This is a genomic window from Leifsonia sp. Ger2509, assembly GCF_055231915.1.
The window spans coordinates 1541003-1555122 of record NZ_JBUYVB010000003.1 but is presented as its reverse complement, the minus strand read 5'-3'; the positions used below and the strand labels follow the sequence as shown (position 1 = coordinate 1555122).

The following is a 14120-nucleotide window of genomic DNA, read 5'->3' as shown; positions in this document are numbered from 1 at the left end:
ATCTGACGTAACGCTGTCGGAGCCGCTGTAACAGCAGTCTGCACTTACCGAACTGGCGTAGTGGAACGCCCCACGCAGGCATGATCGGTGGAAAACACACACGACCATTCGCTCAAAAGTGGACGAAATCGTTCTGAAACTGTAAGAATGAACTAGGGCGATACGACGGGTACGCAAGGCGACCATCGAGGTCCTCGACCTGGGAACGAAGTCCGGTGCAGAACATTCGTTCAAGAGCACATAAGTCACGTGGCGTTGGCCACAAGGGGCGGCCGCGATACCAGAGAACGCGGAAGCCCACATCTACACGTCAAAAAAGGGAGAAATCATGATTGGAATCGGAGCCAAAACCGAGAATGGGACCGTCGAGGTCCTTGAGCTTCCCACTCCACGGGAGCCGCAGTCAGGAGAGCTTCTACTGCAAACGATCTCCGCTGGAATCGGCCCATGGGATGCGCTCCTGCACATCACCAACGGTTGGGATGTCGGCCTCAAAACGCCCGCCGCACTCGGTGTCGAAGGCGTCGGGCGCGTCATCGCCGTCGGCGCCGACGTAAAAGAATTCAAGACCGGTGATGTCGTCGTCGTCCACGACACTCCGCTCCCCGGAGGCAGCGGAACCTGGGCAGAGCAAATCCTTGTGCACGCCGCAAGCGCCGCTCTCCTGCCGTCCAACCTCACCCCGGAACAGGCGGCCGCGCTACCCGTGGCGGGTCTGACCGCCAGCCAGTCCCTGGAAGAGTTGCAAGCGGGCGTCGGCACGCGACTGCTCGTCGTCGGCTCGGGCCCGACCGCAGTCCTCGCTATCCGGCTTGGAGTTCTAGCCGGCGCCCAGGTTGTCGCAGCAGCCAGTCCAAGGCACGCCGCCAGGCTGCGCGAACTGGGCGCGATCGACATCATCGATTCCCACGCCGAGAACTGGGCGAAGACCACCGACCGCCGATTCGACGCAGTTCTTATCGCCGCGGACGGAACCTCAGAGGAAGCGATGAAGCTCATCGAAGACGGCGGTCGCCTGACGTCCCTCACCTCGGACGCACCGGAACCCAGCCGCGGAATCATCACCAACAATCTCTACATTCGACCCGACGGCGTAGAGCTGGAACGACTCGCGAAACTCGCGGCGGAAGGAGAGCTGACCCTCGAAATAAGTACCGTCACCCCGGAGCAGGCGCCAGCGACCGAAGCTGTCGTTGCGGCCGGACGGTCCCGAGGCGTCAAGTATGTCATCGACTTCGCGTCACGGGCCGAATCGAACAACATAGCTGCCTGACCGGCACCAGGCGCTCATGACCGAACGGGCGAAACAGACGGTGGAGGGATCCCGTGATTACCAGCTCCCTCCACCTCTCAACGGTCGCCCAGGACTGAAAGTCCTCGTCATCCAGCGGATCAGGTGCGCGATCCAACGATCCACAGTCCGAGCGAGTTGCGTCCGCGTGTGGCGGGAAACCGAGGTCGATCGCAGCACCACGTCGCTGAGTGCGCAAAGGCAGCAGCGCCAGCCGATTCAGTCACGATCAAAGTGCGATCTCTAACCGCAAATTCGTTGATTGTATCGCTGACTGCATGACTTACGGAGATTGTTGGCTTGCCCACATTTGCCCACACTTGAATCGGCCTCATGGTGATTTCCGTCATCACTGGGACTCCAAGTTCCCCGGAATTCCGGCGAATTCACCCGCGGCTCGGCTGTTCGTTGGGCATCAATTAGAGCACGCGGCTCATAATCGTGGTGTCGCGGGTTCAAGTCCCGCCCACGCTACTAAACCCCCAGGATCTCGCCATTCTGGGGGTTTTTCGTGGCGGTTGGTCGCCGTCCCCGGATCTGATGCGCAACGCAACGGTTACCGGCACAATGAGCTGGACACGCGGGTGCGCACTGTCAGCTCAGCGGGCGCTGCGACTACTTTCTGAAAGCGGCGGCGTGTTCGAGCGCCCACTGCGCGAAAGTGAGCGGCGGGCGGCCGAGTACCCGGTCCACCGTTTCGCACGTCGGCCCAGCTTGACGCGCATAGTCGGCAAGCGAGCCGAGCAGTCGGTCGGGGATCTCCTCGGGCAGGCCCTGAGCGAGCATGCCATGACGAACCTGCTCCGGGGAGACCTCCTCAAACGACAGGGTCGTCCCGATCGCGTCGCCGATGAGGCGGACCTTGTCGTATTGGTCGAGCGACTGGGGGCCGGTGATCAGGTAGGTCTGGCCTGCGTGGGACGGATCGATCAGCGCAAGCGCGGCCACGGCGGCGACGTCGTGTTCGTGGATCGGAGAGGTCGCGGCGTTGCCATACGCCCCTCGAACGACGCCGCTTTGTCTGATCTGCGGAGCCCAGGCGAGCGCGTTGGAGTCGAAGTCGCCGCATCGCAGGATCGCCCACTCGATTCCGCTCGCTTTGACGGCCTCCTCGGCCTTCGCGAAGGCGTCGGCGAAGCGTGCCTCCCCAACGGGGTACTCCACGGTGAGCGCCGACAGTAGAACCACCCGCTGCACGTTGTGCTCCCTCGCGAGTGAGAGCAGTTCGGCGAGCCCCTCGCCAACGGCGCGCGGGCTGAGCAGAATCGCCTCGACTCCGTCCAGAACGGAAGACAGGGTGGCAGGGACGGACGGATCGCCTTTCACAAGGCGCACGCCATCCGGCAGGACAGCGTCGGGATTGCGTGTGACAGCGCCTACCTCCTGCCCCTTGTCGCTCAGCAGCTTCACTGCTTCGCGGCCGACATTCCCCGTTGCGCCGGTAACCAAGATCATGATGAGTCCTTCCCTCTGGAATGCACCGCAACCGATCGCATCCACTTATCGGATATTATACGAAAACCGTATCATATGGAATCCGTATGTAAAGGGATCGAGAGGAGAAGGAACGCTTCTCTTGCGCGGTCGGGGCAGGCCGTTGGGGATTCGTTCCATCGGTCTCCTCGTGTTCTTGGGATTCGTCGGCATCATCTGGGTGACGCTACTCCCTGAGCCCTGAGCCCTGAGCCCTGAGCCCTGAGCCCTGAGCGCCCTCCGGAACCTTCCGGGGGATACCCCGAAGGGGTAGCCTGATCCCAAGCTGAGAGGGTGCCAACGTGCCGAGGAGCCGAAAGGCCAACGCAACTAGGAGCACTCGGGTAGGCGACAACTGAACACGGAAGCGTGTTCGTGCGACTGATCATCCGCTCCGCGTGACCGCAGAATTGCCCGCGCGGAACCACCGATGAGGGGCCTGTCATGGTAACCGACCGACCAGGGCTCGTGCAGGAGCCCGGGGTGCTCGGCAATGAGCGGCTGACCGCGCTGGCCGGGGCGGTGATCTTGGTGCTGAGCGTGATCGAGATGATCACCGTCGCCGCGCTGCACGGTCTGATGGCGGCGCATATCGTCGTCGGGACACTTCTGGCTGGGCCGGTGATCGTCAAGCTGGCAAGCACGGGTTGGCGCTTCGTGCGCTACTACACCCATGCCCCGGCCTACCGCCGCAAAGGCCCGCCTCGCCTGCTCCCGAGGGTGCTCGCCCCCTTGCTGGTCGCTTCCACGCTGGGAGTGATCGGCAGTGGGATTGCTCTGGCGATTACGGGCCCAGCCCTCCAGCCCCTCGTCGTCATACACGTCCTCAGCTTCCTGGTCTGGGTGGTCACCCTTGCCATCCACCTCGTCGCTTACCTGCCGAGAGTCCCACGGTTGATCGCCGACGACCTGTCGCGGCAGCCCACCCCGCCGGGAGTACCGGGACGAAACCCCCGCCTGTCGGCCACCTTCGGAGGCCTCGCAATCGGGGCGGTGGGTGCTGCGCTCCTCGTGCCGACTATTCCGGCGTGGACCACGTGGGGCACCGCGGACGGCACCAAATTCCTCATCGTCGCCGTCATCGCTGCACTCATCGGCGCAGCGCTTGCGCGGTTCAGCCGAGCCAGGGAAAGCTGAGGCTGCTTCGTGAACAAATGATGTGGCATGTGCCGCGGCGGCCGTGCCCCCTGTCGACCTTCCGTCAGTCTGAGGCGTGGGTGATCGAGGTCCTGACACTTCTCCTCGATGTTTGAGGGGTGAGCCGTCGTGAACAATGGCTACCGCGATCTTGTGTGACGGGCGGCTAGCGCACGGCAGACCGCCCGGTAGCGGAGCCCGTCGAGCAGCAACCGGACCATGCGGGATGCGCGCGACATGTCGCTGTCGCCCGGTACCGGCACAGACAGGTTCGCGATCGCGCCGATCAGCTCGACCGGGTCGACGCCGTCTCTGATGACGCCGGCCTTCGCGGCGCTGTCGAGCAGCCGCTGCAACGGGGGGCCGCATCGCTCTCGAAGTAGTCGCGCAGGCCACTGTAGGCAGGTTCGCCGGAGCGAAGGGCGCCGCCATGTTGTCTGAAAACGTCGGCGGGGTGGTTTGAGCATCCAGCGGGCATTTCCGACGCCGTTCACGTTCGCAAAAGGATCGGCTCCCGGGCGATCACCGAAACAGGTTCCAACCTAGGCTGTGAGCATGGGCGGCGTTTACCTCACGGGCGAGCTGGTCTGCGCGAACCAGGACGAGGCGCGCGTCGTGATCATTCACCTGCCGGAGCACGTCCGCCTCACCCGCGCCGAGGCCGGCTGCCTATCTTTCGACGTCACTCCAACCACAGACCCACTGGTCTGGACAGTCGCGGAGCATTTTGAGAATGAGCACGTCTTCAGGATGCACCAAGAACGTGTCGCGAACAGCGAGTGGGGACGAATGACCGCGCATATCCAACGCCACTACTCGGTCGAGGGCGTATCCCGCTGAACGATCGGCTTTCGTTCACGTTTCGAGTGGTCGACCAGCCTTGACGGTGCGACTGGCGCGATTCCCGAACGCGAGCAGATGCGCTGCTCGCTCGCCCCAGTGGCGGACAGCGGGACCAACGATCATGACAGTGCGCGTTGCCCTTCGTTCGCCGTGCTCTCCCTCACGATGAGGGTGTGGGGGGCAACGATTTCTTCGGCCTTCACATCGGGGTCCTCGATGCGGGCGGCGATGCGTGCCACTGCCTGTTGTGCGATGAACGGAGTGTCGAGCGAAATGGTTGAGAGGGTGGGTCGGGAGAACTTGCCTTCGTCGATATTGTCGATTCCGATGATCGCCACGTCATCGGGTACGTGGAGGCCCGCGTCGAAGGCGGCGCGAAGTGCGCCCATCGCGAGCAGATCCGAATAGCAGAAGATCGCGTCAGGGCGATCGGGCAGCGCCAGGAGTTCACGGGCGGCCTGGTAGCCATCGGCACGGCTGTAGTGGGTGGCTGGACGCACCAGACGGGGGTCGTACTCGAGGTCTGCGTCTTTCAGCGCGGCCAAATATCCTTCGGTGCGCAGGTGCGGGGTCTCGAAGTTCTTGAACGGCTGCTCGCCGATCGCTGCGATCCGCGTGCGCCCGATGTCGATGAGGTGGTTGGTGGCGTCCCGGGCGGCTCGGACATTGTCGATGGCGACGTGGTCGTAGCGTCCGTCGAATTCGTGCTCGCCGAGGAGGATGAGCGGAAGCGTCGAGTGGGGGGCCATGTCGAGAAGTTCGGCGCGTGTGACGAGGGGGCTGAAGAGTATGCCGTCGAACAACATCGTCCGATCGCTGCCGGTGAGTAATTCGCGTTCGCGGGCCTGGTCATGGCCGGTCTGGTCGATCATGACCCTGTACCCGAGCTCCGCTGCAGCGTTGATCACGTCACGCGCGAGCTCACTGAAGTAGGGGACGTCGATTTCGGGAACGACCAGTGCGAGAACGCCGGTTCGTCCGGTGCGCAACGTGCGCGCTACCAGGTTGGGGCGGTAGTCGAGTTCGTCGACAGCCCGCAGCACGCGCTGGCGCATCTTCTCACTCACGTGCGGATAGCCGCTCACCACGTTCGACACAGTGCGAATCGAAACATTGGCGTGATCTGCAACATCTTTCAAGGTTGCGGGCACCTTTACCTCCTCACAGATTGACCGTTCACAGCATAGCGTTTGCAACGTGCGCAAACACGCGCTACTCTTTTGCCTACGATGGCAAATACGGTAGTGTCGCTCGAACACAGCCCACGACGCGCTACCCGAAGAACCGGTTACACCGACCGAATTTGCGCTGATCACGAAGGAGTGTTCATGGAAAGCCCAGAAGTCCAAAGCCGCGGGGTGAACAAGCGCGGCGGCCGTTCGACGCGCCGGCGGACGGCCGCAATCGTTGCGCTTTGCACTGCCGCGACGGTCGCGCTGACCGGTTGCGGCCCGCAAATCGGGTCCGCTTCCTCAGGATCCGACGACAAGAACGTGTTGCACGCACCGACGTCCGCGTCCCCCAAGGGCACGATCACAATTTGGGACCGTTCGGGCGATCTCTTCAATGTGTTCGATGCGACGATCAAGAAGTTCAACGAGAAGTACCCGAACATCACGGTGAACCACCAGGCCGTCGACATCAATGCGAAGCTTCAGAACACGCTGACGACGGGCACGGACGTGCCTGATGGGGTCTTCCTCGACGACTCGCTTGTCGCGGGGTACGCCCCGAGCCTCTGGAATCTCTCCGGCGTCCTCAGCCCCTACCTCGGCAAGATCGCGAAACAGAAGGTCGATGTCAACTCGACCAAGGGCGGGATCTACGGTGTCCCGTTCGACCTCGACCCCGGCCTTCTCTTCTACAACGCCACTGTGCTGAAGAAGGATGGCATCGACCCGACGTCGATCAAAACCTACGACGACCTTCTCGCGGCCGCTCGCACCGTCAAGGCGGCCGACCCGACGTCTGGCCCAATCCACCTGGAGAATGTCCCGTTCCTCACCCAGCTGTGGCTCGAAATGTTCGCGAGCCAGCAAGGAACGAGCATGACCGATGCTTCGGGCAAGCTTCGCCTCGATTCTCCCGCCTACAAGCAGATCCTGAGCTGGCTTGACACCGTGCAGAAGGAGAAGCTGGGCACCCGCGCCGATTACCTCGGCCCGACCGACATCAACACGCTCGACACCGGCAAGCAGGTCTTCGTGCCGTGGTCGATCTGGTGGGACTTCGCGCCGCAGCAACTGCTCAAGAAGACGACCGGTGATTGGCGCGCCATGCCTCTTCCCGCCTGGACGGCGGGAGGCGCGCGGTCGGGTGCGATGGGCGGCTCGTCGTTCGTCATCCCGAAGGACGCCAAGAACCCGGGGCTGGCATGGCTGTTCTACAAGTTCCTGATGTTCGACAAGAGCGGCTACACCGCGGTGTATGGTCCGAACGCGGTCTACCCGAAGGGACTCGACACCTCTGTCCCGAGCTACCAGCCCGCTGCCGACCCGAACAAGCCCCTCTTCGGAACAGTGGATGCGCTCGGCGGCCAGAACCTCTGGAAGACGGCGACGGTCGCGGGCAAGCAGATCCCGGGCGGAACGCCGACTCCCAAGTGGTGGGCGAGTGCCGTCGATTACCTCGGCAACAACATCCAGAAGATGTTCGACGGCACCCTGACGCCCGAGCAGGTCATCCAGCAATCGAGCCAGCAGATACAAGCCAATCTGATCGATCGTCAGTAATCCGCTGCCTGCACCGCATTACGACAGAAAGAAGCTGATATCGATGACCGTCACGACCACCCCCACGGTGTCGCAGACGGCTGCTCACGCGCTGCAGCGGGGACCACGTGCGTCCTCGCTGCGGCGCAGGTGGGCACCTTACGTGTTCATCCTGCCCTTCCTCGCGACGTTCGTAGCGTTCACGATCTATCCGCTGGTCTTCACGTTTCGCCTGAGTTTCACGAACTGGCACGGTGCGGGCGCCGCGGAATGGGTCGGCTGGAGCAACTACATCTACCTCCTGCAGAATCCGGCATTCTGGGCGTCACTGGCGACATCCGGAGTCCTCTGGCTACTCATCGTTCCAGCGCAGCTCGTCGTGGGACTCATGGCGGCCGTCGCGCTGAACAACGCCAGGCTGAAAGGACGTGGCTTTTACAGGACGGCTTTCGTCGTGCCGTTCGTGACCCCGCTCGTCGCGATCGCTCAGATCTGGATCGTCGTGTTCGATCAGAACTACGGAGCCGTCAACAGCTTCCTTCATCTCGTCGGGCTGCCCGGCATCGGCTGGCTGACGACGACCGTCTGGTCGAAGCCCACGCTCGCTTTGTTGTTCCTCTGGAAGACGACCGGCTTCGCGATCATCATCCTTCTCTCCGGGCTGCAATCGATCGATACCTCACTGTACGAGGCGGCGAGTCTCGATGGGGCGTCGCGCGTGCGCCAGCTCTGGAGCATCACGGTGCCGCTGATGCGGCGGACGATCATGTTCCTCGTCGTGCTCCAGACGCTGGCGGTGTTCCAGATGTTCGCTGAGCCGTACGTGGTCACGAAAGGCGGCCCGTACGGATCCACGACGACCGCCGGTCTCTATCTCTACGACCACATCACGGTCGCCGACCTCGGAACCGGTGCAGCAAATTCCTTCCTGCTCGTCATCGTCGTTATGGCGCTATCCCTGTTCTTCGTAAGACTGTTGAGGGCGCGAGACTGACATGACGGCTATGACCACACCTGTGCTCGACAAGGCCCTGCGCTCCCGTCGGAGCAAGCCCGCGATCGGCTCGCACCTGGTCCTGGCGCTTCTCGCGCTTGCGTTCCTCGCGCCGGTCGTATGGACCCTCGTGTCGGCCCTGAAGCCGGCCAATGACATCATCGCGGACCCTCTGGGCTTCAATCCAGCCACAGTGACGTTCGAGAACTACCGTCAAATGTTCGGGGACGTTCCCATTGCGTCCGGTTTCCTGAACACCGCAGTCGTTCTTCTCGTCAAGGGCTCCATCACGCTCTTCTTCGCCCCGCTCGCCGGGTACGCATTCGCGAAATACGACTTCCGTTTCAAGAATCTGATCTTCGGTGCAGTGCTTGTGACGCTGATGCTGCCGATCATCGTGCTCGTGATCCCGATGCTGCTCGAGATGAAAGAGCTCGGCTGGATCAATACGTATCAAGCACTGATCTTGCCCGGGTCGGTGGACGCGTTCGCGATCTTTTGGATGCGTCAGGTGATCTCTTCAGTGCCGGACGAGCTCCTCGACGCCGCCAGAGTCGACGGATGCGGTGAGTTCGGCATCTTCTGGCGGATTGTGATGCCGGTCATCCGGCCAGGCCTCGCCGGCCTCGCTGTGCTCACCGTTATGAACATCTACAACGACTTTGTCTGGCCCGTGGTCGTGACGACCACCGACCGCATGCAGACACTGCAGGTCGTGCTTTCGACCCTTGCGCAGAACATCAGTGGCAACAAGATCGGCGCCGACTACGCGCACGTCACCGGCGAGTTGCTCGCTGCGAGTTCGATCGCCTTGATCCCACTCCTCATCGTCTTCATCGCACTACAGAAGCACTTCATCAACGGCATCCTCGCGGGGAGCGTCAAGGGATGAGCACTGCAATCGAATCGAAAGGCACACCACGAATGGCTTCCTCGCACCCGAAACCCGAGTACCCACGGCCCGATCGCGACCGATCGGCGCGCTGGCAGTCGCTCAACGGCAGGTGGGAGTTCGAGACTGAAGACGAGCTGACGGCGATAACCGTGCCGTTCGCCTGGGAGACGGATGCGTCGGGCGTCGGCCGGACGTGGCTTGAGAACGCCCGCTACCGTCGCCAGATTGCTGTGCCGGCCGAGTGGGGCGGGTCGCGAGTCTTCCTCTGCTTCGGGGCCGTGCATCATCGGGCGTCGATCGCGATCGACGGGGTAGACGTGGGTGTGCACGAGGGCGGCTACACGTCGTTCGAATTCGACGTGACGGGCTTACTTGCGGCCGGGGGAACCGGCATCCTGACCGTTGATGTGGAGGCGCCCTCGGACAAGCGAGCGATTCCTCACGGAAAGCAACGGTCCTTCCCCCGTGACGACTATGACGGCGTCTCGTTCATGCCGAGCTCGGGAATCTGGCAGAGCGTGTGGCTCGAGGCGCGCGGTCGAACCTATGCCGCATCCGTCGCCCTTCGCGGCGACTCCCTCGACGGCTTCAACGTCGATGTCCGGGTCTCCGGCGATGCACCGTCCGGAGCCCAGGTTTCTCTACAGGTTCAGGGTGGCGCGGAGGAGCACCTGGAGCTCGTCGCGGACGACGATGGTCTCGCGCGCGGATTCCTTCGCATCGCCGAGCCGAGGCTGTGGTCACCCGACGATCCGCATCTGTACGCGGTGGAGCTGACTGTGGCCGGCGTCGACACCGTGATCGTATCGTCGGGGTTGCGACGGTTCGAGGCGCGCGGCGATGAGCTTCACCTCAACGGCGAGCGTTTCTATATGAGAGGCGTACTCGACCAGGGGTACTGGCCGACATCGGGCATCACAGCACCGGACGACGCGGCACTGATCACGGACCTCCAGCTCGCACGAGCCAGCGGATTCAACCTCGTTCGCAAGCATCTGAAGTTCGAGGAACCGCGCTGGCTGCATTGGGCGGACAAACTGGGAATGCTGGTGTGGGCGGAGCCGGCGAGCACGAGCCGGTTCAGCGCGGAAGCGGCCGGCAACTTCGAGGCGCAGATCGACGACATGGTCGAGCGCGACGGCAATCATCCATCCATTGTGATCTGGGGTCTCTACAACGAAGAATGGGGTCTCGATTGGGACATCCCAGGCGACGCGGCACGAGCGGCGGCGGCGGTGGCCGCATACGACACGCTCGCACGGTTGGATACGTCGCGACCGATCGTCGAGAACTCCGGCTGGGCGCACGTGAAGACCGACCTTGCCGACTGGCACTACTACGACGAGGACCCCGCATCGTGGGCGAGGAACGTTGCGGAGATCGCATCCGGTGCCCGGGAATGTTTCCCTGTTCCGCTCGGCCCAGGCTTCGTGGTCGACAAGAGCATCTACGGCAGCGCCGAAGCGACACGCTCGGGCATTCCCCTTATCAACAGCGAGTACGGCGGCGGCTTCACGAGTCTCGAACGGGCGTGGCACGTGCGGTGGCAGACCCAGGAAATGCGCCGGCACGACCGCATAGCAGGCTACGTCTACACCGAACTCGCCGATGTTGAACACGAGTCGGCGGGACTCTTCACTGCGGAACGTCGCCGAAAGGATCTGGGCGGTATGGATCCGGCCGATCACAATGCCGAAACGGTCATCGTCGTCGACCTGGTACCGAAGCAAGCCGGCACGGACATGGAAATTCCGACCTCGACATTGGAGTTGGGTGTGTGCGTTTCCCACCATGGGCGCCAGCCCTTGCGTGGGCGGGTGCATGCACAATGGGCGCTCGCGGGGCAGCCCGTCGCCGGCGTCTCTAGGCCCCTCGCCAGCTCGGGTGACCTCACCGTCTATCCGTTCGCCGTTTGCGATGCTTCTACGATCGCTGTGCCGCCGAGCCCTGCATCCAGTCGCCGTCGGCTCGCGCTCTGGTTCGAGGACCACGACGGGCGAGTGCGCGCGCGCACCTTTGTCGACGCGGGGCCGCTGGAGTCGCGGGTGCTTTGAAGGTGCGACGGTTGAGAAGGCAGCCGGCACATTTCGTGAAGCGACGCCCCGACCCCCTGGCGTCTCCGGAGCGCCGTACGCAGAAGGCCCAGTGGGGTCGGGGAACAATCCGATTGTTAACCGACGCGATTCCGTCCATCCGTTGCGGCCGGGTCGCGAATGCGAGCACACTTGGAGTCGCGACTACCGGTTCCGACCGCAATGCGCAGCCATTCCGAACCGGGGCGTGAACACGCTCGACGGGGCTCGATGCCCGCACACACGGACCGGAAGGGGGCCGTTGTCGTGAATCTGGTGGATCTGGCTCGATTGCAGTTCGCGTCGACGAGCATCTACCATTTCCTCTTCGTACCCGTCACGATCGGGCTCGCCTTCCTGGTGGCGCTGCTCCATACCGCGTGGTTCCGCTCCGGCGACCCCCGGCACAAGCGGCTCACGAAGTTCTTCGGCACCCTGCTGCTGATCAACGTCGCGATCGGTGTCGTGACCGGTCTCGTGCAGGAGTTCCAGTTCGGCATGAACTGGTCGAAGTACTCGGTGTTCGTGGGCGATGTGTTCGGCGCGCCCCTGGCGATGGAGGGGCTGGCCGCCTTCTTTCTGGAGTCGACCTTCCTCGGCTTGTGGGTGTTCGGGTGGAACGTGCTGCCGCGCGGCGTGCACCTGCTCTCGGTGTGGCTGGTCGCGGCAGGCGCGATGCTTTCCGCCGCGTTCATCATGGCGGCGAACTCGTGGATGCAGCATCCGGTCGGCTACGCGACCAGTTCGGCCACCGGGCGGCCGGTGCTCAATTCGATCGGCGACCTGTTCACCAACCAGGTGTTCGTGTGGGGATACATCCACGTGATCCTCGCGTCGCTGGTCACGGGGGCGGTCGTGATGCTGGCGGTCTCGGCGTGGCAGCTGCGGCGGGGGCGGATGCTGTTCAAGACCTCCGCGGTCCTCTCGCTCGTCGTGCTGCTCCCGGCCTCCGCTCTCGCGCTCGGCGTCGGCAGTCACCTTGGTGTCATCGAGACCACCTACCAGCCCATGAAGATCGCCGCCGCCGAGGCACAGTGGACGACCTGCCAGCCGTGCTCGTTCTCGCTGTTCCAGATCGGCGGCGGGAACAACGACGAGACACCGACCCAGATCATCGAGGTGCCGCATCTGCTCTCGATCCTGGCGACCGGCACCTGGGACGGCAAGGTCGTCGGCCTCAACGAACTGCAGCAGCAGTCGGTGCAGCAGTACGGGTCGGGGAACTACGTGCCCAACGTGTTCATCCAGTACTGGTCGATGCGGGTGATGGCGTACCTCGGGACAATGGTGTTCCTCTTCGCCCTGTGGGGCGGCTGGATCGCGCTGCGCCGAAAACTGCCGACGTCGCGGGTGTTCCTGTTCGTCGCGACGTGGGCGGCGCCCATCCCGTTCATCATCAACACGGCCGGCTGGTTCCTCACCGAGAACGGCCGCCAGCCCTGGATCGTGCAGGGACTGATGAAGACAGCGGATGGCGCGTCGACGAGCGTCTCCGCCACGGACCTCGTCATCAGTCTGGCTGTGTTCTTCCTCGTCTACATCCTGCTCGCCGTGCTCGACTTTGTACTGATGCTGCGCTACGGCCGTCGCGACCTCGAGAAGATCGACGAGGACGCCGACCAGGACACCCGCTCGGACACCCCTGCCCTGACCTACTGACTTTCGACCCGGAACAGCTGAGGAGGACCCCATGACTCTCGCGGACGTGTGGTTCATCATCATCGCCGTCTTCTGGACCGGGTTCTTCGTGCTCGAGGGCTTCGACTTCGGTGTCGGCGCCATCCACTCCGTCGTCGGCCGCACCGAGACGGAACGCCGGGTGGCGATCAACACGGTCGGACCGTTCTGGGACGGCAACGAGGTCTGGCTCGTCGTGGGGGCGGCGGCGATCTTCGCGGCCTTCCCCGCCTGGTACGCGACCTGGATCTCGGCGTCGTACCTGGCCATCGTGCTCGTCCTGGTCGCCCTGATCGTGCGAGGCATCTCGTTCGAATGGCGCGGCCGCGGACGCGGTGACCGGTGGCGCGGGGGATGGAGCCTGTGCCTGACGGTCGGCAGCATCGTCGCCCCGACGGTGCTGGCGCTCGCCCTCGGCGACCTGCTGGCCGGCCTGCCGATCGATAGCGACGGGAACTTCACCGGCACCTTCTGGACTCTCTTTACGGGGTTCGGCGTCTGGACCGGACTCACCGTGCTCGTGCTCTGCCTCGTGCAGGGCTGCACCTTCCTTGCGCTCCGGACGACGGATGTGGTCCGCGGCCGGGCGCGAGCGTTCGGGCACGTGGCCTCCTTCGTCGCGCTCGGGATGGTCGTGGTGTTCGGGGTGTGGATGGCGCTGGTCGCGCATCCGGGAGCGGGCACCTATCTGGTGCTGGCGCTGGCGCTCGCCGCCGTCATCGCGTCGCTCATCGCCCAGTTCCGCGCTCGCGACGGGTTGGCGTTCGCAGCCAGTTCCGTTGCGATCGGGCTGGTGGTCGCATCGGTGTTCGTCAGCGTCTTCCCGCGCGTACTCGTGTCGAGCACGAACGCGTCGTACAGCCTGACGGTCGCGGGGAGCGCATCCGGGAACTACGCACTGACCGTGATGACCATCGTCGCGGCCGTGTGCTTCCCGATCGTGCTGCTCTACCAGGGCTACACCTACGTGGTGTTCCGGCGCCGGGTGATCGGTCCGCCCGCTGCGCATTGATTCACTGAGAACGGA

Annotated in this window: 12 protein-coding genes; 9 read left to right on the top strand and 3 right to left on the bottom strand. The window is 63.7% G+C overall.

The features are described from left to right. Positions 1–328: 328 nt before the first annotated feature. Positions 329–1273: an NADP-dependent oxidoreductase gene (locus tag ACV7NN_RS07645; protein WP_463348975.1), complete on the top strand. Its 945-nt coding sequence runs from the start codon at positions 329–331 to the stop codon at positions 1271–1273. Positions 1274–1906: 633 nt separating this feature from the next. Here ACV7NN_RS07645 and ACV7NN_RS07640 read toward each other — a convergent pair. Continuing rightward, positions 1907–2791, bottom strand: a complete 885-nt coding sequence (locus tag ACV7NN_RS07640; protein ID WP_463348974.1) for an NAD(P)H-binding protein — start codon at positions 2789–2791, stop codon at positions 1907–1909. Between the two features lie 417 nt (positions 2792–3208). Here ACV7NN_RS07640 and ACV7NN_RS07635 point away from each other — a divergent pair, with 417 nt between their 5' ends. Continuing rightward, positions 3209–3901 carry a hypothetical protein gene (locus ACV7NN_RS07635; protein ID WP_463348973.1) on the top strand — a complete coding sequence of 231 codons (693 nt, stop codon included), beginning with the start codon at positions 3209–3211 and terminating at the stop codon, positions 3899–3901. A 140-nt stretch (positions 3902–4041) separates the two neighbouring features. Here the strand turns inward: ACV7NN_RS07635 and ACV7NN_RS07630 are convergent, their stop codons facing one another. Continuing rightward, positions 4042–4257: an SbtR family transcriptional regulator gene (locus tag ACV7NN_RS07630; RefSeq protein ID WP_463348972.1), complete on the bottom strand. Its 216-nt coding sequence runs from the start codon at positions 4255–4257 to the stop codon at positions 4042–4044. 199 nt (positions 4258–4456) lie between these two features. Here ACV7NN_RS07630 and ACV7NN_RS07625 point away from each other — a divergent pair, with 199 nt between their 5' ends. Continuing rightward, positions 4457–4741 carry a putative quinol monooxygenase gene (locus ACV7NN_RS07625; RefSeq protein WP_463348971.1) on the top strand — a complete coding sequence of 95 codons (285 nt, stop codon included), beginning with the start codon at positions 4457–4459 and terminating at the stop codon, positions 4739–4741. A gap of 122 nt (positions 4742–4863) precedes the next feature. On the opposite strand, the gene ACV7NN_RS07620 is transcribed toward ACV7NN_RS07625, so the two are convergent. Beyond that, positions 4864–5949: a LacI family DNA-binding transcriptional regulator gene (locus tag ACV7NN_RS07620; RefSeq protein ID WP_463348970.1), complete on the bottom strand. Its 1086-nt coding sequence runs from the start codon at positions 5947–5949 to the stop codon at positions 4864–4866. A 123-nt stretch (positions 5950–6072) separates the two neighbouring features. Here ACV7NN_RS07620 and ACV7NN_RS07615 point away from each other — a divergent pair, with 123 nt between their 5' ends. The 6 genes from ACV7NN_RS07615 to cydB all read left to right on the top strand — a co-directional run bounded on the left by ACV7NN_RS07615 (position 6073) and on the right by cydB (position 14105). Next, the gene (locus ACV7NN_RS07615) at positions 6073–7476 is read left to right on the top strand and encodes an ABC transporter substrate-binding protein (protein ID WP_463348969.1); all 1404 of its coding nucleotides are present in this window, start codon (positions 6073–6075) and stop codon (positions 7474–7476) included. Between the two features lie 43 nt (positions 7477–7519). Beyond that, positions 7520–8449: a carbohydrate ABC transporter permease gene (locus ACV7NN_RS07610; protein WP_463348968.1), complete on the top strand. Its 930-nt coding sequence runs from the start codon at positions 7520–7522 to the stop codon at positions 8447–8449. Positions 8450–8459: 10 nt separating this feature from the next. Continuing rightward, positions 8460–9341, top strand: coding sequence for a carbohydrate ABC transporter permease (locus ACV7NN_RS07605; protein WP_463348967.1), 882 nt, complete (start codon positions 8460–8462; stop codon positions 9339–9341). Continuing rightward, on the top strand, positions 9338–11398 hold the full coding sequence (locus ACV7NN_RS07600; protein WP_463348966.1) for a glycoside hydrolase family 2 protein: 2061 nt from the start codon (positions 9338–9340) through the stop codon (positions 11396–11398). Before ACV7NN_RS07605 ends, ACV7NN_RS07600 begins: the two co-directional genes overlap by 4 nt. Positions 11399–11683: 285 nt before the next feature. Further along, the gene (locus ACV7NN_RS07595) at positions 11684–13075 is read left to right on the top strand and encodes a cytochrome ubiquinol oxidase subunit I (RefSeq protein WP_463348965.1); all 1392 of its coding nucleotides are present in this window, start codon (positions 11684–11686) and stop codon (positions 13073–13075) included. 31 nt (positions 13076–13106) lie between these two features. After that, positions 13107–14105, top strand: a complete 999-nt coding sequence (gene cydB, locus ACV7NN_RS07590; protein WP_463348964.1) for a cytochrome d ubiquinol oxidase subunit II — start codon at positions 13107–13109, stop codon at positions 14103–14105. Positions 14106–14120 lie beyond the last annotated feature (15 nt).